The 21,564-nt window shown below is 65.5% G+C and carries 22 protein-coding genes; 12 read left to right on the forward strand and 10 right to left on the reverse strand.

Going from position 1 to position 21,564, the window contains the following annotated elements:
• Positions 1-14 precede the first annotated feature (14 nt).
• From HDC35_RS19140 to HDC35_RS19160, 5 genes are all read left to right on the forward strand, one after another.
• Positions 15-272, forward strand: coding sequence for a NepR family anti-sigma factor (locus HDC35_RS19140; protein ID WP_184648986.1), 258 nt, complete (start codon positions 15-17; stop codon positions 270-272).
• Positions 272-898, forward strand: a complete 627-nt coding sequence (locus HDC35_RS19145) for a sigma-70 family RNA polymerase sigma factor (RefSeq protein WP_184648987.1) — start codon at positions 272-274, stop codon at positions 896-898. The genes HDC35_RS19140 and HDC35_RS19145 overlap by 1 nt, the downstream gene beginning before the upstream one ends.
• 68 nt (positions 899-966) lie before the next feature.
• Entirely contained in the window at positions 967-2,142 is a 1,176-nt protein-coding gene (locus HDC35_RS19150; RefSeq protein ID WP_184648988.1) for a PQQ-dependent sugar dehydrogenase, read from the forward strand.
• A 43-nt stretch (positions 2,143-2,185) separates the two neighbouring features.
• Positions 2,186-2,926 (forward strand): triacylglycerol lipase, encoded by a 741-nt coding sequence (locus tag HDC35_RS19155; RefSeq protein WP_184648989.1) that lies wholly within the window; start codon positions 2,186-2,188, stop codon positions 2,924-2,926.
• A gap of 43 nt (positions 2,927-2,969) precedes the next feature.
• Positions 2,970-3,293 (forward strand): hypothetical protein, encoded by a 324-nt coding sequence (locus tag HDC35_RS19160; protein WP_184648990.1) that lies wholly within the window; start codon positions 2,970-2,972, stop codon positions 3,291-3,293.
• Positions 3,294-3,303: 10 nt separating this feature from the next.
• Here the strand turns inward: HDC35_RS19160 and HDC35_RS19165 are convergent, their stop codons facing one another.
• On the reverse strand, positions 3,304-3,822 hold the full coding sequence (locus HDC35_RS19165) for a GNAT family N-acetyltransferase (protein WP_184648991.1): 519 nt from the start codon (positions 3,820-3,822) through the stop codon (positions 3,304-3,306).
• Positions 3,823-4,020: 198 nt separating this feature from the next.
• On the reverse strand, positions 4,021-5,370 hold the full coding sequence (locus tag HDC35_RS19170; protein WP_184648992.1) for a hypothetical protein: 1,350 nt from the start codon (positions 5,368-5,370) through the stop codon (positions 4,021-4,023).
• 119 nt (positions 5,371-5,489) lie between these two features.
• Between HDC35_RS19170 and HDC35_RS19175 the strand changes: the two genes are divergently transcribed.
• Together HDC35_RS19175 and HDC35_RS19180 are read left to right on the forward strand one after the other, a co-directional pair.
• Positions 5,490-5,954 carry an Rrf2 family transcriptional regulator gene (locus HDC35_RS19175; RefSeq protein ID WP_184648993.1) on the forward strand — a complete coding sequence of 155 codons (465 nt, stop codon included), beginning with the start codon at positions 5,490-5,492 and terminating at the stop codon, positions 5,952-5,954.
• Entirely contained in the window at positions 5,947-6,642 is a 696-nt protein-coding gene (locus tag HDC35_RS19180) for a class I SAM-dependent methyltransferase (protein WP_184648994.1), read from the forward strand. Before HDC35_RS19175 ends, HDC35_RS19180 begins: the two co-directional genes overlap by 8 nt.
• Positions 6,643-7,077: 435 nt before the next feature.
• On the opposite strand, the gene HDC35_RS19185 is transcribed toward HDC35_RS19180, so the two are convergent.
• The 4 genes from HDC35_RS19185 to HDC35_RS19200 all read right to left on the reverse strand — a co-directional run bounded on the left by HDC35_RS19185 (position 7,078) and on the right by HDC35_RS19200 (position 10,245).
• Positions 7,078-7,560, reverse strand: coding sequence for a GNAT family N-acetyltransferase (locus HDC35_RS19185; protein ID WP_184648995.1), 483 nt, complete (start codon positions 7,558-7,560; stop codon positions 7,078-7,080).
• 40 nt (positions 7,561-7,600) lie between these two features.
• Positions 7,601-8,527: a homocysteine S-methyltransferase family protein gene (locus tag HDC35_RS19190; protein ID WP_184648996.1), complete on the reverse strand. Its 927-nt coding sequence runs from the start codon at positions 8,525-8,527 to the stop codon at positions 7,601-7,603.
• A gap of 72 nt (positions 8,528-8,599) precedes the next feature.
• Positions 8,600-8,998: a thioesterase family protein gene (locus HDC35_RS19195; RefSeq protein WP_184648997.1), complete on the reverse strand. Its 399-nt coding sequence runs from the start codon at positions 8,996-8,998 to the stop codon at positions 8,600-8,602.
• Positions 8,995-10,245, reverse strand: a complete 1,251-nt coding sequence (locus HDC35_RS19200; protein WP_184648998.1) for a threonine ammonia-lyase — start codon at positions 10,243-10,245, stop codon at positions 8,995-8,997. Before HDC35_RS19200 ends, HDC35_RS19195 begins: the two co-directional genes overlap by 4 nt.
• A gap of 57 nt (positions 10,246-10,302) precedes the next feature.
• Between HDC35_RS19200 and HDC35_RS19205 the strand changes: the two genes are divergently transcribed.
• The 4 genes from HDC35_RS19205 (at position 10,303) to HDC35_RS19220 (ending at position 15,361) form a co-directional block, all read left to right on the forward strand.
• On the forward strand, positions 10,303-11,181 hold the full coding sequence (locus HDC35_RS19205; protein WP_184648999.1) for an NAD(P)-dependent oxidoreductase: 879 nt from the start codon (positions 10,303-10,305) through the stop codon (positions 11,179-11,181).
• Positions 11,178-12,842: an amidohydrolase family protein gene (locus HDC35_RS19210; protein ID WP_184649000.1), complete on the forward strand. Its 1,665-nt coding sequence runs from the start codon at positions 11,178-11,180 to the stop codon at positions 12,840-12,842. The genes HDC35_RS19205 and HDC35_RS19210 overlap by 4 nt, the downstream gene beginning before the upstream one ends.
• On the forward strand, positions 12,832-14,100 hold the full coding sequence (locus HDC35_RS19215; protein WP_184649001.1) for an FAD-dependent oxidoreductase: 1,269 nt from the start codon (positions 12,832-12,834) through the stop codon (positions 14,098-14,100). Before HDC35_RS19210 ends, HDC35_RS19215 begins: the two co-directional genes overlap by 11 nt.
• A 112-nt stretch (positions 14,101-14,212) precedes the next feature.
• Positions 14,213-15,361, forward strand: coding sequence for an alpha-hydroxy acid oxidase (locus tag HDC35_RS19220; RefSeq protein WP_184649002.1), 1,149 nt, complete (start codon positions 14,213-14,215; stop codon positions 15,359-15,361).
• A 132-nt stretch (positions 15,362-15,493) separates the two neighbouring features.
• Here the strand turns inward: HDC35_RS19220 and creD are convergent, their stop codons facing one another.
• From creD to HDC35_RS19235, 3 genes are all read right to left on the reverse strand, one after another.
• On the reverse strand, positions 15,494-16,939 hold the full coding sequence (creD, locus tag HDC35_RS19225) for a cell envelope integrity protein CreD (protein ID WP_184649003.1): 1,446 nt from the start codon (positions 16,937-16,939) through the stop codon (positions 15,494-15,496).
• A gap of 178 nt (positions 16,940-17,117) precedes the next feature.
• Positions 17,118-17,852 carry a TorF family putative porin gene (locus HDC35_RS19230; protein ID WP_184649004.1) on the reverse strand — a complete coding sequence of 245 codons (735 nt, stop codon included), beginning with the start codon at positions 17,850-17,852 and terminating at the stop codon, positions 17,118-17,120.
• A gap of 301 nt (positions 17,853-18,153) precedes the next feature.
• Positions 18,154-18,915, reverse strand: coding sequence for a TorF family putative porin (locus HDC35_RS19235; protein WP_184649005.1), 762 nt, complete (start codon positions 18,913-18,915; stop codon positions 18,154-18,156).
• A gap of 253 nt (positions 18,916-19,168) precedes the next feature.
• On the opposite strand from HDC35_RS19235, the gene ispG reads away from it, so the two are divergent.
• Positions 19,169-20,320, forward strand: coding sequence for a flavodoxin-dependent (E)-4-hydroxy-3-methylbut-2-enyl-diphosphate synthase (ispG, locus tag HDC35_RS19240; RefSeq protein ID WP_184649006.1), 1,152 nt, complete (start codon positions 19,169-19,171; stop codon positions 20,318-20,320).
• A gap of 412 nt (positions 20,321-20,732) precedes the next feature.
• Here the strand turns inward: ispG and HDC35_RS19245 are convergent, their stop codons facing one another.
• Positions 20,733-21,449: a PilZ domain-containing protein gene (locus HDC35_RS19245; protein WP_184649007.1), complete on the reverse strand. Its 717-nt coding sequence runs from the start codon at positions 21,447-21,449 to the stop codon at positions 20,733-20,735.
• Positions 21,450-21,564: the final 115 nt, after the last annotated feature.

Consider the following 21,564-nt stretch of genomic DNA (forward strand, 5'->3'; position numbering starts at 1 on the left):
CTCGTTGCTTCGGCATGGCTACGCACGGCAACAACAGGACGAACGGCAACGGAAGCGGCCACCACCCGCTGACCGACGCGCCGAATCGCCCGCAGGGAAGCTTTCCTGGTACCGGCAGCGACGAGTGGCATCGTACGCTGACCGGTCGGCAGTCGCCCGAGCCGGTGAGCGCGAAGCTGCGCATGATTTACGGCAATATCGTTTCCGAACAATTGCCCGATCATATGCTCGATCTTCTCTCCCAGCTCGACCAGAAAAGCCCGAAACAATAATGACCGAAGCCACCGCCGCGTCGCAGGCCGGCGCCCTGTCGGACAGCGAATTCAAGGCGTTGCTGGCCGGCGTTATCCCCCACCTGCGTGCTTATGGGCGTAGCCTGTCGGGCAATCCCGACCTGGCCGACGACCTGACGCAGGACACGATGGTCAAGGCATGGGCGTCGCGCGAGCGGTTCGAACGCGGCACGTCGATCAAGGCGTGGACCTTCGTTATCCTGCGCAACACCTTCCTGTCGCAGATGCGCCGTAACAAGTTCGTCGGCGAATATGACGAGACCGCGGTAGAACGCACGATGTCGACCCCGGCGAGCCAGGAAGACAGCGGCGAGATCGCCGATTTGCAGCGCGGCCTCATGGAATTGCCGCAAGACCAGCGCGAGGCGCTAATCCTCGTCGGCGCCGGCGGGCTATCCTATGAAGAGGCGGCGAGCATCTGCGACTGCGCGCTCGGCACGATGAAAAGCCGCGTATCGCGCGCCCGCGCCGCGCTCGAGGAAATCATGAACCGCGGCCAATTCTCGCAAAAGCGCGCCGACGCGCCACCGTCGAGCGAAGCGGTCGACGCGATCATGGACAGCGTCGAGACGATCACCGCGCGGCGCGAGGCGGCGAACCGTTAGGACCCTCTCGACTTTGCCACAGGCTGTGGTCAGAACGAGATGTCTTCCCCAGCAAAGCGAGCCCTTCCATGAAGAACCTGCCCCCCCTCGCCCTGATCGCCGCGCTCGCCGTCGCCGCCTGCACCGCGCCCGCCTCGACCGAAGCCGCCCCCGCCGACACGGCGAGCCTCGATGCATCGGGCGCGCAGCCCGCAACGCCGCTCGCCGATGCACCTTTCACGGTGCAGGAAGTCGCGCGCTTCGACGAACCGTGGGCGATGACATTCGTCCCCGGAACGCGCGCCGCGCTGATCACCGAAAAATCGGGCAAGCTCAAACTCTGGCAAGAAACTGGTCCGGTGCAGGATGTCGCGGGCGTACCGAGCGTTGCTTATGGCGGTCAGGGCGGCTTCGGCGACGTGATCGTCGCGCCCGACTTCGCCGCGACCGGCACGATTTATTTGAGCTGGGCCGAAGCCGGCAGCGACGGCACCTTCGGCGCCGTCGTTGGCCGGGGCAAGCTCGTCCAGGGCCTCGCGCCGCGCGTCGAAGGGCTCGAGGTCATCTGGAAACAGGACCCCAAGGTCCCCGGTCGCGGCCATTATTCGCATCGTCTCGCCTTCTCGCCCGACGGGAAATATCTGTTCATCGGATCCGGCGAACGCCAGAAATTCGACCCGGCGCAGGACATGAAGGCCAATCTCGGCAAGGTGCTGCGTCTCAACCCCGACGGCAGCATCCCCGCCGACAACCCCTTTGCATCCGAAGGCGGCATCACCGCGCAAATCTGGTCGCTCGGCCATCGCAATATCCTCGGCCTTGCCTTCGATGGCACCGGCAAGCTGTGGAATCAGGAAATGGGCCCGAAGGGCGGCGACGAGGTCAATCTGGTCGAAGCGAAGGCCAATTACGGCTATCCGATCGTGTCGAACGGCGACCATTATGACGGCAAGGATATCCCCGACCATGTGACGCGGCCCGAATTCGCCGCGCCGAAACTGTGGTGGAACCCCGCGGTCTCGCCCGCCGGCCTCGCCTTCTACAATGGCGACCTTTACCCCGGCTGGAAGAACAGCCTGCTGATGGGGGCGCTGTCGGGCGAGGGCCTCGTCCGCATGGCGATCGACGGCGACCGTCTCCACAAGTCCGACCGCTGGGATTTCGGCCAGCGCATCCGCGAGGTCGAGGTGCGCGATGACGGATCGGTCTGGCTGCTCACCGACGGCGAGGACGGCAAGCTGGTGAAGCTCGTCCCGAAGAAATAGCCTGCGGCTTTCACCCCGGGGCAAGCATCCCTATATCGCTCCCATGATCCGCGGATTCCTCACCCGGCGCGCCGAATGGCCCGCGCGCATTCCCGATCCCGACGCGCTGCCGCCGCTGACCTTGCTGTGGCGCGAGATCGGGTCGCTGGCGCGCGCGATGTGGAGCCGAGTCCGCCCGATGCCGCCCGAGCCCAATCCCGACAGCGAGCATCCACCGGTGATGGTGCTGCCGGGTTTCCTGTCGGGCGACTGGGCGACGAAGGCGCTGCGCGCCGACCTGCGCCGCGCGGGTTTCCGCTGCTATGCCTGGGGCCTCGGCTTCAACCGCGGCGCGACCGCCGACATCATCGACCGCATCGACACCCGCGTCCAGTGGATCATCGACCGCACCGGCTATGCCCCCGCGCTGGTAGGATGGTCGCTGGGCGGTATTTACGCGCGCGAATATGCGAAGCACCACCCGGACAAGGTCGCGCGCGTCGTCACGCTGGGTTCACCCTTTTCGGGCAGCCGCCGCGCCAACCGCGCCTGGCGGCTCTATCACCTCGTCGCGCGCCACCCGGTCGACAATCCGCCGATCGACTTCCACCCCGCGCCGCGCCCCGAAATGCCGACCTTCGCGCTCTGGTCGAAACATGACGGCGTCGTCGCAGTCAGCAGCGCACGCGGGCTGCCCCACGAAAGCGACCGGCAGGTCGAGGTCGATTGCGGCCATATGGGCTTTGCCTATGCACCCACCTCGGTCGCGGCGATTGCAAAGGCGTTAACCGAAGACATAGGTTAATCGGGCATAAGGCGATATCCGACGCGCCCAAGGAAGCCTGCCGATGCTATCGATGACGTCCGCCCTTGCCCTTGCGATGCAAACCGCCGCGGTGCCCGCACCGCCGGCCTGCCCCGCCGGGCTCGCGGCGGGCAGCGCGCGCATCTGGGTCTATAGCGCACCGAGCGCCGGTGCGCGCAAGACCGCGAAACTGCGCTCGGGATCGCCGTTGTTTATCTGCAACGCGAAAGCCGGCTGGCTCTATGTCCTGTACCGCGACCGGCGCCATTCGTGCCCCGGCACCGCGGCCGGCCTCGACCTGCGTTACACATCGACCTGCGCAAGCGGCTGGCTGCCGCGCCACCGCGTCGCGATCGTCAGCCGTTAGGGTCAGGACCCTAACAAACGTCGATGCGATAAGCGGGCGCCGCGCCCCATTCCATCAGCATCCGTCCCGGCCGCTTCCCCGCGCGCCCGGTCGATACGAAACCGATCCGGCGCAGCAGCGCGCGCGATCGTTCGTTGTCGGGATGGCATTCGGCGACGATCGAAGCGCCCGGCCGCGACGAAGCCAGCGCCTCGACCACCGCGCGCACGGCCTCGGTCGCGATACCCTTGCCGCGCACGCGCGCCGCGAACCAGTAACCGATCTCATATTCCTGTCCCAAGCGGCGGTGCACCCCGATCACGCCGTTGAGGTCGAGGCCGCTTGTGTCGCGCACCGCATGAAAGACATCCCCGCCCCCCGATCCCGCGATCAGCGCGCGGGCATCGGCTTCGGTGAAGGGCGCGGGCAGGAAATGGACGCGCGAAGTCACCGTTTCGTCGGTGATCGCGGCGAGCGCGCGCGCATCGTCGGGCAGCAGCGGCGTGATGCGGCAATGGGCGGTCGACAGGGCAAGCAAGGTATCGGTCATGTCGCGTCTTCTTCAAAAGCGCACGCCGTGACCGGAGGTTTGGTGGTGTGATGATGACCATTCGCCTGCTCGAACACGGCGGCGATGGTCACAGGTGATGCCATGCCGCTCCTATGTAAAGGAGCGCCAATACGCCTTGAATCGGGTGGATCGGTCATTGGTCATCGACGACGGGCCTATTCGCAATTCGCGTCTCGGTCAATCCGCCACCAGCGCGTCGATCGCGGGCGCCGCGTCGACCTTGCCGGCAATCATCGCCTCGATCCTCCCGATCCGCGCGTCCGAAATGCCAAAAGCGCGCGCCGCCGATAGCCATTCGGCGCCCGTCACCTGCCCGTCGGCATCGTCGCGGATCAGCCCGCGCACGAAATCGGCGAAGCCTTTCCCGCGCGACCGGCCTGCATCGTCGACCGCCTTCGCAAACAGCGCGCCGCATGCATAATAGGCGCGCTGGTCGTTCCTCCGCCGCGCGTCGGCGAGCGATCCCCTGGCCAGCGCCGCGATGCAGTCGCTGCGCGCGTCGGCCATGAACGCCTTTGCGTCATAGCTCGCGTCGGCACGTACCGCTGCCTGCATCGCCAGATAATCGGCGCCGCCTTCGGTAATCCATGCCTCGTCCGGCGTCGCATAGCGGACCGTTTCACCGAGCCAGAAATGCGCGGCCTCATGCGCGATGAACCAGCGCATCTGGTTGAGCGCTCCCGGCGTCTCCTTCAGCAGCTGCTTGCCCTCGAGCCGCATCGTGATCATACCGGGCGAAACGCTGCCGCCCGTACTCACGCCGGCAAAATCCGTACCCGCCCAGCTCGCGATCACCATCGGCCGGCCGCTTTTGTGCGGCCCCATCCGCGTTTCGAAATCGCGAAAGACCGCCGGTGTGAAATCGCGCAGGCGCGTCGATATCCATGCCGGCAGACCCGGGTCCAATATCGTCGCGACCGGATCGTCCGCCGACACCGCGACCTCGCCGACATAGACATAATTGTCGCCGACATCGTCGGCGCGCGTCACGCGCTGACCGCCAAAAAGCAGCGGCGTGCCCGCCGCGGTCAACGCGATGCGCGTCGGATAGTCCTGCGGCTCGCGCAACGCCGCGGCCGCTTCCCGGCTTTCCTTCGGAAAGATTTTGAAATGCCCGCCATAGAGGGCAAGCGTGCCGTCGGAGAGGCGGATCGCCGGATCATAATCGGCAACCAGATCCTTTGCGAGCGGGCGAAAGCGGATCGTCACCTCGCGCGGGACGTCGCCGTCGGCCGCGACAAAAGCGTCGAAATCGCCGACCCGCTCCAGCGACACGCCCGGCGTTGTCACCTCCCAGCTCTCGGGGCGCCAGGGCCGCTGCTCGGCGCGCAGCATCGCCGAACGCTCGAACGCCCAGACGGGCGCATCGGTCGCGAAACGAAAGCGCGCTTTCCATTCGTCGCCGTCGCGAAAGATCAGCACATCGTTCGCAGCCGTCCTCGCAGCAGTCTCGCCGCCTCCCGGTTTCGGCGGATGCGCAGCACAAGCAGCCAGCAAGGCGAGACAGAATACCGGCAGAAATTTCACGCATACCCCCTGAAAAATCCCCGGTAGTCAGCGAAATAGCCATTCCGCCCATTCGCTGTCAATCGCACGGCACGCCCCGCACGCTTGACCAAATCAAATCACGCACTATTTAAAGTTACATGAAACGCGACAGCCGACTTTCGGGCGTACTTCACGTCCTCCTCCATATGGTCGAGCAAGGCAAACCGATGACGTCGGAGCAGCTCGCCAAGGCGATGCAGACGCACCCGGTCGTCATTCGCCGCATCCTCGGCGGCCTCCGCGATGCGGGCTTCGTCCATAGCGAAAAGGGGCATGGCGGCGGCTGGACGATCGCGCGCGATCTCGCGACGATCACGATGCATGACGTTTACAAGGCGATCGGGCGACCAAGCCTGATGGCAATGGGCAACCGTACCGAGGCACCGGGCTGCCTCGTCGAGCAGGCGGTCAACGCCGCACTCGACACGAGCTTTAAGGAGGCCGAGGCGCTGCTCCTCGCGCGCTTCGGCGAGGTGACGCTCGCCACGCTTGCCGCCGATTTCCACGCGCGCATGGCCGCGCGCTCCCTCTCCCCCACGACGCAGGAGCATATCCATGGCTGAAGGCGCCCGGCATTTCCTCGACAGTTTCAAGGACCCCGAAGCGGTCGCGCGCTACACCGAAGGACCGCGGCGTTTCGTCCCCGGCCTCGACGGCCTCCACCGCATGACCGGCCTGCTGCTCGCCGAGCGTGTCCCCGCCGACGCGCATATCCTCGTCCTCGGAGCGGGCGGCGGCAGCGAGATGAAAGCGATGGCCGAGGCTCATCCGGGCTGGCGCTTCACCGGCGTTGATCCGGCGGGTCCGATGCTCGATCTGGCGGCCAAGGTCATGGGCGCGAACGCGCACCGCGCCGACCTGATCGAAGGCATGATCGACGACGCACCGTCCGGCCCCTTCGACGGGGGGGTCTGCCTTCTCACCCTCCATTTCCTTGAGCGCGACGAACGCACGCGCACCGCCGCGCAGATCCGCGCGCGCCTGAAACCCGGCGCGCCCTTCGTCGCTGCGCACGGCAGCTTCCCTCAGGGGCCGAACGAGCGCGATCGCTGGCTTGACCGCTATGCCGCCTATGCGATTGCATCGGGCGGCGACCCCGAACAGGTCGCCAAAGGGCGCGAGGCGGTCGCAACGCACGTCGCGATGCTCAGCCCCGAGGCCGACGAAGAAGTGCTCCGCGCCGCGGGCTTCACCGGCGTCGAACAATTCTACGCCGCCTTCACCTGGCGCGGCTGGGTGGGTTACGCATGATCCGGCGGGAAGGCGGCCGAAAGGCTCAGGGGTACGCTGCGCTGCGGTATGCCGGCAGGGCCGCGCCGAAAGTACGGCCGAGCATAGCTGGCGTCCCCGCCTGATGGCGATGTTGTTCGAGCGGGAATTACGCTAAATCGACCCGCTGAAGCTGCTCAAGCTCTGCATCGTTCACGATATGGGCGAGCCGATTTCGAGCGACGTTCCGGCGACGCAGCAGGTCGCAGACGACGGGGGTGCCGCGCAGGGAGCGCGGACCTTGTGACGCTATGCACCGCTGCCGGGGATCACGAGGAAATCGTCGCGCTCTGCGATGACTATAGTTCGCCCGCGTCGCCCGACGCGATTCGCCAAGGGCTTCGACAAGCTCGAAACCACGCCCAAAAGCGCATCGCAACCGAGGCGCGACCCACGGGTGGCTGAAAGCGAATTCCCTCAAAGTCTCCGGAACATCACCAGCGCGTCAACGAAGCCCTCGGCCGGATGCGCGAACGCGCCCGGCAAACGCCCCACGACTTCGAACCCCAGCGACTGCCACAGCCCGACTGCGCGGACGTTGCTGCTCACGACGAAGTTGAACTGCATCGCGCGAAAGCCGCGCGCCTTGGCATGCTCGATCGAATGCAGGGCCATTGCTCGCGCCACCCCGCGCCCCCGCGCCGTCGCGCCCGTCACATAGCCCGCATTGGCGACATGCGCGCCGCCTCCCGCCTGATTGGCGCGGAGATAATAGGTGCCGAGGATCGCGCCGGCCGCTTCGGCGACGAACACCTCCTTGGCGGCCCCGAACCAGTAAGCGAGCGCTTCCGCCTTGCGCATGTCGCGGCCCAGCGCATAGGTTTCGCCGGCGCGGATCACGGGTTCGAGGATCGCCCATATCGCGGCGGAATCGGCTTTGGTTGCGCGTCGGATCAGCATCCGCCGGACCTAAGCCCGTGCGGCGGCACGGGCAACCGCGTCAGGCGAGGCATGCCTCGGCAATCGCGGTCACATGACGCAGATCGGTGCCGCAACAGCCGCCGACCACCTTGATCTGCGGGAAACGGTCGACCAGCGCGCGATGCCGCGCGGCCAGATCCGCAGGATCGCCGATGTCGAGTTCGGTCATCGCATCGAGTTCGGCGTGGCTGAGGCACGACGCATTCGCCCGCACCCCGCCGATCCGCGCCGTCCACGCCGCTCCGTCGTCCAGCGCGCCCTCGAAATGCGTCGGGTGCGCGCAGTTGATCATATAATAGGCTGGATAGCTTCCCGTCGCCGCATCGACCGCCGCAATCGCATCGCCCAGCGTCTCCCCGGTGGGCAAGCGTCCGTCCGTCTCCACCGTGAAGCTGATCGCGACCGGCAGCCCGATCGCTTTCGCGGCATTGGCCACCCCCACTGCCTCGGGCACGTTGGTCATCGTGATCGCGGCGAGCATGTCGACCCCCGCCGCCGCCAGCACCCCCGCCTGATGCGCGTGATAGGTCCGCGACTCGTCGGCGGTCATGACCCGTCCCGGGTCATAGCCGTCGCCGCGCGGGCCGAGGCAGCCGCTGATCACCACTGGCACGTCGGCATATTCGGCGCGTAGCCCGCGGAGCAGGTCGATCGCGGCGCCGTTCAGCCCATCGAGTTCGGACGGCGAGAAACCAAGCGGTTCGGCCCAGTCGGGGCTCGCGCGCCAGGTCGCGCTTTCGAGGATCAGGCCGGTGCCCTTCGCCCGCGCAAGATCGAGGAAACCCCGATAATAGGTTTCGAGGACATCGAGGCTTTCGTCCGAGGTGAACAAGGTCACCGACGAGAATAGCGGTAAGTCGATGCCCTTGTTGAATAAAATATCGGTTTCGAGACCCGCATCGGTCAGGAAGAACCGGTCTAGTTGCGGTAATGAAGAGATCGCCATCGTCAACCCTCCCTCAAATATCCGCGGCGAATATTAAAGGGAATGGGACCGCTTGTCTATCGGACCTCCGCGTCAGTCGCCCGTCAAAAAAGGCGCCACGATTTCTCCGGTCACGCGCAGCGGCCGCCCGCTTGCCTTGTCGAGCAGCGCCCACACCGTCCGCGCGCGGACATGCACCTTGCCGCCCTCGCCGGTGAATTCCATGAAGCGGTCGAACTTCGCGCCCTGCGGCTTGTCGGCGACCCACGTCCGCGCGGTCACCGTCTCGCCGGGGCCGAGCGCGCGGAGGTAATCGATCTCGTGCCGCACCACGACCCAGATGTACGCGTCCTTATGGCTCTGCGGCGCGGCGGCCTCCCAATGCCCGGTCGCGACCTGCTGAATCCACTGCACCCAGACGGCATTGTTGACATGGCCGAGTTCGTCGATGCTCTCGGGGGTTGCCGTGAGTTCGAGCGTGAACTCCCTCATGCCAGTTCGACGGTGGTCACCATATAGCCCGCGTCGCGCAGCGAGGCGACGAGACTGTCGAGATGCTCGCGGTCGCGCGCTTCGCATTCGATGTCGGTGATCAGCCCCTTGGCGGGCAGCGTCGTGAAGATGCGCTGGTGATAGATTTCGATGATGTTGACCTGTTTCTCGTCGAACAGCTTCATCACCTTGAACAGCGCGCCGGGGCGATCCTGCAAGCGGATGCGCAGCCGCGCGATGCGGCCCGAGCGCGCGAGGTCGCGTAGCAGCACGTTCGCGAGCAGGCGCGTGTCGATATTGCCGCCGGTGAGCACCAGCCCGACCTTGCGGCCCTGGAATTCTTCGGGATGCGCCAGCATCGCCGCGAGCCCTGCGGCGCCCGCGCCCTCGACAACCGTCTTTTCGATCTGGAGCAGCAGGCTGACCGCGCGTTCCAGATGGCGCTCGGCCACCAGCACGATATCGTCGTTGAGCTCGGCGACCAGCTTGCGCGTATAGCCTCCCGGCTCCTTCACCGCGATGCCTTCAGCCAGCGTGTCACCCTCGCACGCCATATCGACGCCGTTCAATTCGGCGTACATCGACGGATAAAGCTCGGCCTGTACGCCGACGAGGCGCATGTCGTTCTTGATCCCGCGCGCCGCGGTGCCCATGCCGGCAAGCAGCCCGCCGCCGCCGATCGGAACAATGAGCGTATCGAGTTCGGGCACATCCTCGAGCATTTCGAGCGCCACCGTCCCCTGCCCCGCCGCAACATGCGGATGGTCGAAGGGATGGACGAAGGTCAGCCCACGTTCCTTTTCGAGCACGCGCGCATGGGCATAGGCGTCGTCGAACGTCTCGCCGTGCAGCACGATTGTCGCGCCATGACTCGCGGTCTGCGACACCTTCACCTGCGGCGTCGTACTGGGCATCACAATGGTGACGGGAACGCCGAGGCGCTTGCCATGATAGGCCAGCCCCTGCGCATGATTGCCCGCCGATGCCGCGATGGCGCCGCGCGCCTTTGCCTCATCGTCGAGCAGCAGCAGCGCATTCAAGGCGCCGCGTTCCTTGTACGCCGCGGTGAATTGAAGATTCTCGAACTTCAGCCACACCTCGGCGCCGACCATTTCGGACAGCGTCTGCGAATGGAGCGTGGGGGTGCGAACCACCGCGCCGTTAATTCGCCCCGCCGCCGCGCGCACATCGTCCAATGTGATCGCCGGAAAATCGGCGGCGGAGGTCAGGGTGAGTTGATCGGTCATAGCGGCATGCGCCCTAGCCCATCTGGCGCGCGAAGCAAACAATGCTATGGACCGCGCATGAGCGAACAGAAATTGCGCATCAGTTTCATCGGTACCGGCGTCATGGGCGGGCCGATGGCGGGTCACCTCGTTCGAGCGGGCCATCACCTCACCGTCTATAATCGCACGCGCGCCAAGGCCGATGCGTGGGCGCGCCAATATGGCGGTGCGGCCGCAGCGACGCCCGCCGAGGCCGCGAGAGACGCCGATGTCGTGCTGACCTGCGTCGGCAATGACGACGACCTCGCGCAGGTGACGCTCGGCCGCGACGGCGCGTTCAAGGCGATGCGGCGCGGCGCGCTGTTCGTCGATCACACCACCGTCTCCGCGCGCATCGCGCGCCAGCTGTCGGTCGAAGCCGACGGGCTCGGCCTGCTCTGCCTCGACGCCCCCGTCTCGGGCGGCGAGGCAGGCGCGCAGAACGGAACCCTGTCGATCATGTGCGGCGGCACCAAGGCCGCGTTCGACGCCGCCGCGCCGGTGATGCAGGCCTATGCCGCGCGCATGGTCCATATCGGCGGTCCCGGCGCAGGGCAGACGACCAAGATGGTCAACCAGATCGCGATCGCCGGGGTGCTGCAGGGACTTTCGGAAGCGCTCCGCTTCGCGCAGGCGTCAAAGCTCGACACCGACAAGGTGTTCGAGGCGGTGTCGGGCGGCGCCGCGGCGAGCTGGCAGATGCTCAACCGCTGGGACACGATGGCGAAGGACGAATTCGACTTCGGTTTCGCGGTCGACTGGATGCGCAAGGACCTCGGCCTCGCGATCGACGAAGCGCGCGTCAACGGCGCGACCTTGCCCGTCGCCAGCCTCGTCGATCAATTCTACGCCGACGTGCAAAAGGCCGGCGGCGGCCGCAGGGATACCAGTTCGCTGGTAACGAGGCTGCCAAAGTGAAGCGCCTGCTCCTTCCGGCACTCGCCCTCACCCTCGCCGCCCCCGCGCACGCCGACACGCTGGTCGACAACGTTAACGGCATCACGCTCGACAAGGACGGCAAGCTCGTCCGCTTCACCGGGCTGGTCATCGATACCGAAGGCAAGGTGAAACAGCTGCTCGACCGCAAGGACAAGCGCCCCGAACGCCCCGATTTCAAGCAGGACGGCAAGGGCAAGACCCTGATCCCCGGCCTGATCGATGCGCACGGCCATGTCATGGGGCTGGGCTTCCAGCTGATGCTGCTCGACCTTTCGGACACGACCAGCCTTGCCGAGGCGCAGGCGGCGATCCGCAAATATGCCGCCGACAACCCCGAAATGCCGTGGATCATCGGATCGGGCTGGAACCAGGAAAAATGGGGCCTAGGCCGCTTCCCGACCGCCGCCGACCTCGACGCCGCGGTGCCGAACCGCCCCGTCTGGCTCGGCCGCGTCGACGGCCACGCCGGCTGGGCAAACAGCGCGGCGATGGCGGCGGCAAAGATCACCGCCGCGAGCAAGGCGCCCGAGGGCGGCCGCATCGAGATGGAAGCCGGCAAGCCTTCGGGCGTGTTCGTCGATGCGGCGATGACGCTGATCGACAGCGCCAAGCCCAAACCGCTGGCGCGCGACCTCGACCGCGCGCTGTATCTCGCGCAGCAGAAATTGCTTGAACAGGGGATCACGACGATTGCCGACATGGGCACGACGATCGAGGAATGGCAGGCCTATCGCCGCGCGGGCGACAAGAAACAGCTCGCGGTCCGCATCCTCTCCTACGGCGGCGACATCGACAATATGGCGCTGATCGCCGGACCCGGCCCGACGCCCTGGCTCTATGACGACCGGCTCCGCATGGTCGGGGTGAAGCTCTATCTCGACGGTGCCTTGGGATCGCGCGGCGCGTGGCTGAAAGCGCCTTATGCCGACGCGCCGGGGCAAAAGGGCTTGCCCCTCCTCACCCCCGCGCAGCTCCGCAACAAGATGGTGCGCGCGTCGATGGACAAGTTCCAGGTCGCGATCCACGCGATCGGCGACGCCGCCAATGCCGAGGCGCTCGACGCGATCACCGACCTCACCGCCGATCTCCCCGGCGAACGCCGCTGGCGCATCGAACATGCGCAAATCATCGACCCCGTCGACATCCCCCGGTTCGCGACGCTCAAGGTCATCGCCTCGATGCAGCCGATCCACCAGCCATCGGACCGCGCGATGGCGGAAGCGCGGCTCGGCCCCGATCGTCTCAAGGGGGCCTATGCGTGGCGCAGCCTCCAGAATGCCGGCGTCCGCCTCGCCTTCGGTTCGGACGTGCCGGTCGAAAGCGCCAACCCCTTCCCCGGCATCGCCGCCGCAATCTCGCGCACCGACGCGAAGGGCGAACCCTTCGGCGGCTGGCGCCCCGAGGAAGCCGTCAGCCGCGAGGCCGCGCTCGACGGCTTCACGCGCACCCCCGCCTTCGCCGGCTTTGCCGAAGACCGCATCGGCACGCTGATGCCAGGGATGCGCGCCGACTTCCTGATCGTCGATGCCGACCCGATGCTCGCCAGCCCCGACGAAATCCGCCATATGGTACCGCTCGAAACTTGGGTCGGCGGCTATCGCTATTACAAGCAAAAGGAGGGCGCGACCGTTGGCCGGTGATACGCCCTCCCGCCGCGCGCTGCTCACCGGCCTCGCGGCGCTGCCGGTCGCAGCGAGCGCGGCGGCGGCCGAGCGCAAGGAACGCCGCTCGAAAAAGCGCAAACCGGCGAAACCGAAAATCCAGCATGTCGACGTCGCGATCATCGGCGCCGGCGTGTTCGGCGCATGGACCGCGTGGCATCTGCTGCGCGCGGGCAAGTCGGTGCGGTTGTTCGACGCCTATGGCGCGGGCAATGCGCGCAGCTCGTCGGGGGGCGAAAGCCGCGTCATTCGCATGGGTTACGGCGCTGACCATATCTATTCGGAGATGGCGCGCGACTCGCTAGAATATTGGAAGGATCTTTCCGACAGCGCGAGCGCGCCGATCTTCCACAACACCGGCGTGCTCTGGTTTGCGCCGCGGGACGACGCCTATACCGCGCAGTCGCTCGCGTGGCTGCAGGCGAATCGCGTCGGGCACGAGCATGGCGACGTCAGTTGGCTGCAGAATAAATATCGCCAGATCCAATTCTATCAGGGCGAAACCGGTATCCTCGAGACCGAAGCGGGCGCGCTGATCGCGGCGAGAGGCGTGCAGGAGGTGATCGCCGACGCGCAGATCGCGGTCGAGCGCGTCGTCATGCCCGCACCGCTTTTTTCCAAACGGATCAAGCGCCACACGCTTCCCGACGGCGGCACCGCAGACCACCTCGTTTATGCCGCGGGCCCTTGGATCGCCGAACTCTTCCCGCAGCAACTGATGGGACGGATCGTCGCGACGCGGCAGGAAGTCTATCATTTCGGCGCGCCGCAGGGCGACAGCCGCTTCGCGCCGCCCGAATTGCCCGTCTGGGCCGATTTCAACAACGGCCGCATCGTCTACGGCATCCCCGATCTGGAAGGTGCGGGGTTCAAGATCGCGTTCGACACGCACGGCCCGGCGATCGACCCCGACACGCTCGAACGCCAGCTCACCCCCGCAGGCATCGCCGAGGCGCGCGCCTATGTTGCGCGGCGCTTTCCCGGGCTTGCCAATGCGCCGCTCATCGGCGGACGCGTCTGCCAATATGAGAATAGCTCGAACGGCGACTATCTGATCGATCGCTTACCGGGGCAGGAACGCGTCTGGCTCGTTGGCGGCGGGTCGGGGCATGGTTTCAAGAACGGCCCCGCCGTCGGCAAGCGCGTCGCGGCGCATATCCTCGACGAGGATCTGGCGGTCGAACCGCGCTTCGCCTTCGCGAGCAAGGGCACGGTGGCGGCGCGGACGGTGTTCTGATGTCGAGCGCGAACCTCTATTCCCGTTCGTGTCGAGCCAAGTCGAGACACGCCGCGTTTGCGCACGCCTTCACGTGTCTCGACTTCGCTGGACATGAACGGATAAGTAGGAAATGAAACTCACCGACTGCCACAATATCGACGATTTCCGCGCGCTCGCTCGGCGGCGCCTGCCCTGGCCGGTATTCGACTATATCGACGGCGCCGCCGACGACGAGGTGACGCGCCGCCGCAACCGCGCCGCGTTTGACGATTGCGACCTGATCCCGCGCGTGCTCGCCGGGGTCGCCGGCGTCGACATGAAAACGACGCTGTTCGGGCGCGAGATTGCGATGCCGCTGTTCCTCTCGCCCACCGCGCTCCAGCGCCTTTTCCACTGGCAGGGCGAGCGCGCCGTGCTTCGCGCCGCCGCGAACGCGGGCACCGTCGCGGGCATTTCGAGCCTTGCGACGATCAGTCTTGCCGAAGCCGGCGCGCTGACGAGCGGCCCGAAACTCTTCCAACTCTATGTCCACCACGACGAAGGGCTCAACCAGGCGATGCTCGACGCCGCGCGCGACGCGAAGTTCGATGCCGTCGCGCTCACCGTCGATACGATTGTCGGCGGCAACCGCGAACGCTGCCTGCGCTCGGGTTTCACCTCGCCGCCGCGTTTCACCGCGTCGAACATGCTGAGCTACGCCGCCAAGCCCGGCTGGGGGCTCAATTATATGCTCCGCGAAAAGTTCAGCCTGCCCAATCTCGCGACGCATGTTTCCGAAGGGTCGAGCGTCCCCAAATCGGTCGCCGAATATTTCACCTCGATGCTCGACCAGAGCCTCGACTGGAAACGCGCCGAGGCGATCCGCAAAAAGTGGGACGGCCCCTTCTGCCTGAAAGGAATCGTCGCGGTCGAGGATGCGAAGCGCGCCGCCGACATCGGCGCCACCGCGATCATGGTGTCGAACCACGGCGGCCGGCAGCTCGACGGCAGCATTTCGCCCTTCGACGCGCTCGCCGCGATCGTCGATGCGGTCGGCGACAGGGTCGAGGTGATCTGCGACGGCGGTATCACGCGCGGCACGCACGTGCTCAAAGCCCTGTCGGTCGGCGCGAAAGCCTGCTCGGGCGGCCGCCTCTACCTCTATGCGCTTGCCGCCGCGGGGGAGGATGGCGTCGCGCGCGCGATCGCTTTGCTCCGCGCCGAGATGGAGCGCGGCATGAAATTGATGGGGGCCAAGACCCTCGCGGATCTCGGCCCCCATAATTTGCGCTGGCGTTAAAATGATCCTCCCTGCGGCGAAGCCGTGGGGAGGGACCACCGAAGGCGGTGGAGGGGCAGCACCGTTGCAACCCCTCCGTCGACCCTGCGGGCTGCCACCTCCCCATCGCTACGCGACAGGGAGGATAAGACGCTATGCGACCTCCTCCTTCTTGCCGATCCCGCCCCAGTCGATGCCGCGCGTCATGTACATCACCCCCGCCAGGGCGAAGAACATCAGCACCGACCCGATCAGCAGCGCATAGGCTTCGAGATTGAGCAGCGTATAGAGCAGGGCATAGAGCCCGATCAGCATCGCCGCGAGGAAGCGTGCGCGCTTCCAGCTTCCCAGCACCGCCGCACTGTAGAAGGTCAGCAGGCCGATAATGGCCGCCGAGGCGACCATATAGGCGGGCATGAAGCCGATCACCTCGGCAAAGGCGAGCAGCAGCACGAAGAACAGCACCAGCGCGATCCCGGTCAGCAGATATTCGGCCGGTGCGACGCGCGCGCCCGCGATAATGTCGAACATCAAAAAGGCGACGAAGGTGAAACCGATGAACAGGAAGCCATATTTGATGCTGCGATCGACCTGGCTGTAAAGGTCGACGGGTTCGATCAGGCTGATCGCCACAGCCTTTGCGGTGCCGCCCGACGCCTCGGCACTATTGGGCGCCACCTCGGCCGCATAGGATTCGCGCGGGCCATAATTGGCCGTCACCGGCGGTGACAGGTCGCCCGTCAGCACCTGCGCCTGTCCCAGCGCCAGGTTGGGGACCGCATAGGTTGCGGTGAATCCGCCGCTTTTGACCTCGCGCGTCGCGGGCAGGAAGTCGCCGCCGAAGCTGGGGTTCGGCCAGGTCGACTTCACCGTCCAGCGCGTATCGACCCCGCGCGGGATCAGCTTGAAATCGCCGAGTCCGCGCACGCCGATCTTGTAATCGACCTTCATCGGCGCCGCCGCGCTCCAATCGACAAAGGCGAAGGTGCCCGAATTTCCGGTTGAGAGCAGACCCTTGCCCGGCTGGAGCGCGAGCGGGGTGCCATCGACGCTCAAACTGTTACCGTCGACCAGCCCGCGCGCGTCGCTGATGCCCAGCCGCACTTCGGCGCGGTCGAGCATCAGCGCCTCACGCGTCACGCCATAGCGCGCGATATCGGCAGGCAGGACGAAATCGGCGCTGCCCGCGATCTGGCTTTCATAGACGACGGTCTCGTAGATCGCTTTCTTGCGCTTTTCGGGCTTGATGACGACGTCGGCCTTGTTCGACTGCGGCGACAGGTACAGGTTGCGGATCGTGTTGACGGTCCGCGTCACATCCTTGCCATTCTCCTCGACCGTCGTCGTTTCGGTCGCGCGATAGGGGATGACGATGACCGGGCCGGCGATCGTCTGCTGCCCGCCCCAGCCCTGCCCGATCGCAGCCTGCGCGGTTTCGGCCTGCTGCTGGCGATCCCAGAGCAGGCCATAGATCATGAGGAGCGGGACCATCAGCGCCACCGCAATCAGCACCGCGATAACCAGCTTGACGCCGGGACTTCGCTCGCTGCGCGCCGGCGGAACGGGAGAGACGGAAACGCTTTGAGAGGCTTGAGTCATGGGGGAACCTACTCCGCTGCTTCAACTCGTCGATGAAATTGCACGGTTCATCGGCGCGGTCAAGCCGGTTGCGGCAAAGCTTCCCGCCATGAAAAAAGCGGCCGCATGGGCCGCTTTCGATCCCGATCGGGAGGAAGATGGAGGGGCGGCCTCCCCCTGAAGCCGCCCCGGCCCGGCGTCAGAAAGAGACGCCGAGCGTGAAGACCACGGCGCCGTCGGCGCCGACCGATTCCTTGTAACCCAGCGCCTTGGGCGCATCGGTATTCACATAGGCGACGCTGCCGGTAAGCATCTTGTAGCTTGCCGACACGCCGATCGAATAATCGATGACCTCGCCGTCGGCGCCGCCAAGGAAACTGTCGCTCTTGGCAAAGCCGATGTGGCCGTTCAGGCTGAACGGCGTGCTCGGGATCGCGATGCCGGCGTCGGTGTAAAAATAGACGGCGCTGTCGTCGCCAAGCGAATCCTGCCCGCCCGGCGCCCAAGCGACGCCAGCCTTGACCGATGCGGGGCCAAGGGCGCCCTTGACCGAGAAATAGGGTTCGATGATCGAGCTGTTCGACGTGCCGGGATAAAGATAGAGGGTCGCGCCGATATCGGCGGTCAGGCCGGGAACGACCTCGGTCGAATAGCCGCCAAAAACGTCGATTTCGGTGCCGTTGGCAAAGCCGATGCTCGACCCCCAGGTGCCGACGTACAGCCCGCTGTCATGGCTGATGCCGAAACCGCCCTGGATGGCGGCCTCTTCGTTCGACTGGCTGAAACCGCGGAAACGATAGTCGCTGACGACCGTCGCGCTGCCGGTGATGGTGATGCCGTCGCCGGCTTCTTCTTCTTCCTGGGCGAAGGCCGGCGTCGAAATGGCCGACGCCGCGAGAAGCATGCCGAAGCATGCGCGGGAAAGATTCTTCATGGACAGATCCCTGTATCAAGATTGATGGATCGTCCCTGCCTGCCGCGCGACGGCCAGCCTCTTCATGGGCCGATCCAGTCTTGCGTATGCTTGATGTTGACGAAATTTGTGCGGCGCACAACAAAAAAGGGCTGCCGGGAAGCATCTTCGCTGCGCGGTGCGACTTTTTTGCAACATATGGTCGTCCGTACCCGTATCCGCCGTAACTATCATATAGATTTCGCGCAAAACAGGCACGAAAAAGGGGGCAGCCTCCCCCGAAGCCGCCCCCTTCGCGCGTGGTCGCTGACCCGTCAGGCGATCAGAAAGAAACGCCCAGCGTAAGGACCACGGTTGGATCGTAAAGCGTGTCGAAGGCCTTGACCCCCGTCTTCTTGATGTCGGTGTCGACATATTGGACCGACAGCGTCGCCGGGCCGAGGACGTAGGAAGCGCCGAGCGACCAGTCGACATAATTGCCGTCGGGCGCGGTCAGCGCGAGCGAGCCGTCGGCATAGCCGACCCCCGCGCTCAGCGTGATCGGCGTGTTCGGGACGCCATAGCCGAGGCCGAGGTTGAGATACCAGCTGTCGTCGCCCAGCGAATCCTGGTCCCAGGCATAGGCGACGGTGCCGGTCGCCGACAGCGGACCGATATCGTGCGACAATTTCCCGATCGCTTCGAAATAGTCGGTCGGCGCGCCGCCGTCGTCACTGCCCGGATAGGTGTACCAGGTCACCCCGACGTCGATCGACGTGCCCGGCGCGATCTCCGTCGCATAGCCGCCGTAAAGGTCGAGTTCGAACTTGCCATAGGCGGGACTGTCGGGAAGCGACGATCCCCAGGTACCGACATAAAAACCGCTGTCGTGGCTGAGCGTCAGCGTCGGCTGCACCGCCACCTTTTCGTTCGACAGCGAAATGCCGCGGAAACGATAGTCGGACGTGACCGAAATCCCGCCCGAAAGCGTAAGCGGGCCGCCGGCTTCGCCGATCTCGGCCGATTCGTCCTGAGCGAAAGCCGGGCTCGACATCGCCGACGCAGCGAGCAACGCGCCGAAACACAGCTTGCCAAAAAACTTCATGGGTGATCCCCCTCGATAAACGGATCGTCCCGCCTGCCGCGCGCGTTCACGCCTCTTCATCCGGACCTGTAACGACGAACCGGGGCAAAGTTGCGCATTATGCCGACAGGCACAAATGAAAATTGCCCGAAAGTTACGGATCGGTATCAAACTGTGTCTTTGACGCAACAACAAGCCCGCCGCGCGCTTCGCTTTGCCAAGCCGCGTCCGGGCGGCTAAAGAGCGTCGCCTGTCCCCTTTGCTGAGCCCCCTTATGAGCGACCATAATCCCGGCCTGCGCCCCTGGCGCGACATTTCACGGCGGAACTGCCGCCAGATCATGGTCGGCGACGTCCCCGTCGGCGGCGGCGCGCCGATCACCGTCCAGACGATGACCAACACGCCGACCAGCGATCCGGTGGCGACGATCGACCAGATCCGCCGCTGCGAGGAGGCGGGCGCCGACCTGATCCGCGTCTCGTGCCCCGACACGGATTCGACCGCCGCGCTCGGCAAGATCGTGCGCGCTGCGCGCATTCCGATCATCGCCGACATCCATTTCCACTATAAACGCGCCCTCGAAGCCGCCGACGCAGGCGCCGCCTGCCTGCGCATCAACCCTGGCAACATCGGCTCGTCGGAACGCGTCGGCGAGGTCGTCCGCGCCGCCAAGGCGAACGGCTGCGCAATCCGCATCGGCGTCAACGCGGGGTCGCTCGAAAAGGATCTGCTCGAAAAATATGGCGAGCCCTGTCCCGAGGCGCTCGTCGAAAGCGCGCTCGACCATATCAAGCTGCTCCAGGACCATGACTTCCACGACTATAAGGTCGCGGTGAAGGCGAGCGACGTATTCCTCGCGGTCGCCGCCTATGCGCAGCTTGCCGATGCGGTCGATTGCCCGCTGCACCTCGGGATCACCGAGGCGGGTGGGCTGATCGGCGGCACGGTCAAGTCGGCGCTCGGCATCGGCAACCTCCTCTGGGCCGGCATCGGCGACACGATCCGCGTCAGCCTGTCGGCAGAACCCGAAGAGGAAGTGCGCGTCGGCTATGAAATATTGAAATCGCTGGGTCTCAGAACCCGCGGCGTCCGCGTCGTCTCCTGCCCGAGCTGCGCGCGGCAGGGCTTCGACGTGATCCGCACGGTGCAGGCGCTCGAGGATGCGCTCCAGCATATCAAGACTCCGATGTCGCTCTCCGTCCTCGGCTGCGTCGTCAACGGCCCCGGCGAGGCGCGCGAAACCGACATCGGCATCACCGGCGGCGGCAACGGCAAGCATATGGTCTATCTGTCGGGCGTTACCGACCACCATGTCGAGGACGCCGACATGATCGCGCATATCGTGAAACTCGTCGAAGCGAAGGCGGCCGAGATCGACGCCGGCAGCGCGGTGAGCATGGACACGCTCCACGGCAAGGCGGCTTGAGCGGGACGTTATCGTTTGCGGGTTTCCGAACAGCCGCTGGCGCGGAAGCAGACATCCCCAATATTCGTCATACCCGCGAAGCCGAGGCCACCGATGTTATAACCCGGCCGGCGTCGGGTTGCGGATTGTCGTTAGCGAAGTCGAGGATGCCCATCGGGAAGCGTGGAGGGTAGCGGGGGATATCCGGCCGAGCAGCATGCAGATGCGGTCGTGGGAAGCGGGCTTTCATTTTATGCGGGCGCGCGTCCCGACGAGGAGCAGAGGCGCGGTCGTCGCCGCCAGCGAGATGCGACGCGACAACTCGAAACCATCGCCGCGTGCGAACGGGCCGCGGCAAAAAAGAGGCGAACTGTGCGATGCACGATCGGAGTTGTTTTCGCGAAGCGACAGCCCAGCTGCCTTGATCCATGTCCTACCCAAGGCCCGTTAGTCCTGCGCCCGTGCTGGACGCAAAAGCTCCCGCATCGTCGCTTCCCTCTGTTCGCACCCCCGCGACATCGCCAAACCGAGCAATGCTTTCCAGAACCATGCGATCAAGCGGCTGGGTGAACCACAGACCGCCGCGCTTGCCGCGCGACCAGCGAATCAGTGCGCGCCTGCGCTGCTCTCCTCCCGGCAGGACAAGGTCGATTTCGTGTCCGGCTTTGAGGAGCGCGTCACAGACGTAACCCGCACCCTGCTGCGAAATATCGACGAGATCGATGGGGTGCGAGCCATCGCGCAGGATCATTATAGCTTCCGCCTCTATAGGAAGGCGCAGCGCACGATACCCTTCTGCCCGCTGTTCCGATGCGAGGGCTTTCAGGGTCGCTGCGGCATCGATCTTACCGTCAAATATAACCCCGCAGCGTCCACCCTGTGCCCACACAATCCTGCCATGAACGCTGATCGTTTCCGAGAGCGCGATCGCGACCGCTTCGCCGACGGTCACGGACACATTTGCGGCGAGTTGCAGTCCATCATCCGAAATATTGCGAACGAGCCACAAGCCATCGTCGTCATTGCGCGTCACGCGGGCGATACGACGAATCGCCCGGTAGCGGCTCGATCCGCGTCGTTCATGCACTTCCCGAATGTCTACTTCGGGGATGCGCCCATTCTCCCGATCCGGAATATCGTCGCTGTTCATCGCCCCTCCACAATCTGAGCGCAGGTTCAATCAAGCGAAGAACCACGCGCAGCGATGTCCGGATTGCCTCCGGTTATGGAGAATATCGACCCTCGCCCGATATCCCGATCTGTGG

Origin of the sequence: Sphingopyxis sp. JAI128, assembly GCF_014207235.1 — a bacterium.
Classification (GTDB): domain Bacteria; phylum Pseudomonadota; class Alphaproteobacteria; order Sphingomonadales; family Sphingomonadaceae; genus Sphingopyxis.

What these genes read in the sequence shown, in the direction of transcription:
- HDC35_RS19150 (WP_184648988.1), top strand. Translation starts at nt 967, where the DNA reads ATGAAGAACCTGCCCCCCCTCGCCCTGATCGCCGCGCTCGCCGTCGCC.
- HDC35_RS19185 (WP_184648995.1), bottom strand. Translation starts at nt 7,560, where the DNA reads ATGCTGATCCGACGCGCAACCAAAGCCGATTCCGCCGCGATATGGGCG.
- HDC35_RS19205 (WP_184648999.1), top strand. Translation starts at nt 10,303, where the DNA reads ATGAGCGAACAGAAATTGCGCATCAGTTTCATCGGTACCGGCGTCATG.
- HDC35_RS19165 (WP_184648991.1), bottom strand. Translation starts at nt 3,822, where the DNA reads ATGACCGATACCTTGCTTGCCCTGTCGACCGCCCATTGCCGCATCACG.
- ispG (WP_184649006.1), top strand. Translation starts at nt 19,169, where the DNA reads ATGAGCGACCATAATCCCGGCCTGCGCCCCTGGCGCGACATTTCACGG.
- HDC35_RS19200 (WP_184648998.1), bottom strand. Translation starts at nt 10,245, where the DNA reads ATGACCGATCAACTCACCCTGACCTCCGCCGCCGATTTTCCGGCGATC.
- HDC35_RS19140 (WP_184648986.1), top strand. Translation starts at nt 15, where the DNA reads ATGGCTACGCACGGCAACAACAGGACGAACGGCAACGGAAGCGGCCAC.
- HDC35_RS19195 (WP_184648997.1), bottom strand. Translation starts at nt 8,998, where the DNA reads ATGAGGGAGTTCACGCTCGAACTCACGGCAACCCCCGAGAGCATCGAC.
- HDC35_RS19145 (WP_184648987.1), top strand. Translation starts at nt 272, where the DNA reads ATGACCGAAGCCACCGCCGCGTCGCAGGCCGGCGCCCTGTCGGACAGC.
- HDC35_RS19160 (WP_184648990.1), top strand. Translation starts at nt 2,970, where the DNA reads ATGCTATCGATGACGTCCGCCCTTGCCCTTGCGATGCAAACCGCCGCG.
- HDC35_RS19155 (WP_184648989.1), top strand. Translation starts at nt 2,186, where the DNA reads ATGATCCGCGGATTCCTCACCCGGCGCGCCGAATGGCCCGCGCGCATT.
- HDC35_RS19175 (WP_184648993.1), top strand. Translation starts at nt 5,490, where the DNA reads ATGAAACGCGACAGCCGACTTTCGGGCGTACTTCACGTCCTCCTCCAT.
- HDC35_RS19245 (WP_184649007.1), bottom strand. Translation starts at nt 21,449, where the DNA reads ATGAACAGCGACGATATTCCGGATCGGGAGAATGGGCGCATCCCCGAA.
- HDC35_RS19230 (WP_184649004.1), bottom strand. Translation starts at nt 17,852, where the DNA reads ATGAAGAATCTTTCCCGCGCATGCTTCGGCATGCTTCTCGCGGCGTCG.
- creD (WP_184649003.1), bottom strand. Translation starts at nt 16,939, where the DNA reads ATGACTCAAGCCTCTCAAAGCGTTTCCGTCTCTCCCGTTCCGCCGGCG.
- HDC35_RS19190 (WP_184648996.1), bottom strand. Translation starts at nt 8,527, where the DNA reads ATGGCGATCTCTTCATTACCGCAACTAGACCGGTTCTTCCTGACCGAT.
- HDC35_RS19180 (WP_184648994.1), top strand. Translation starts at nt 5,947, where the DNA reads ATGGCTGAAGGCGCCCGGCATTTCCTCGACAGTTTCAAGGACCCCGAA.
- HDC35_RS19235 (WP_184649005.1), bottom strand. Translation starts at nt 18,915, where the DNA reads ATGAAGTTTTTTGGCAAGCTGTGTTTCGGCGCGTTGCTCGCTGCGTCG.
- HDC35_RS19220 (WP_184649002.1), top strand. Translation starts at nt 14,213, where the DNA reads ATGAAACTCACCGACTGCCACAATATCGACGATTTCCGCGCGCTCGCT.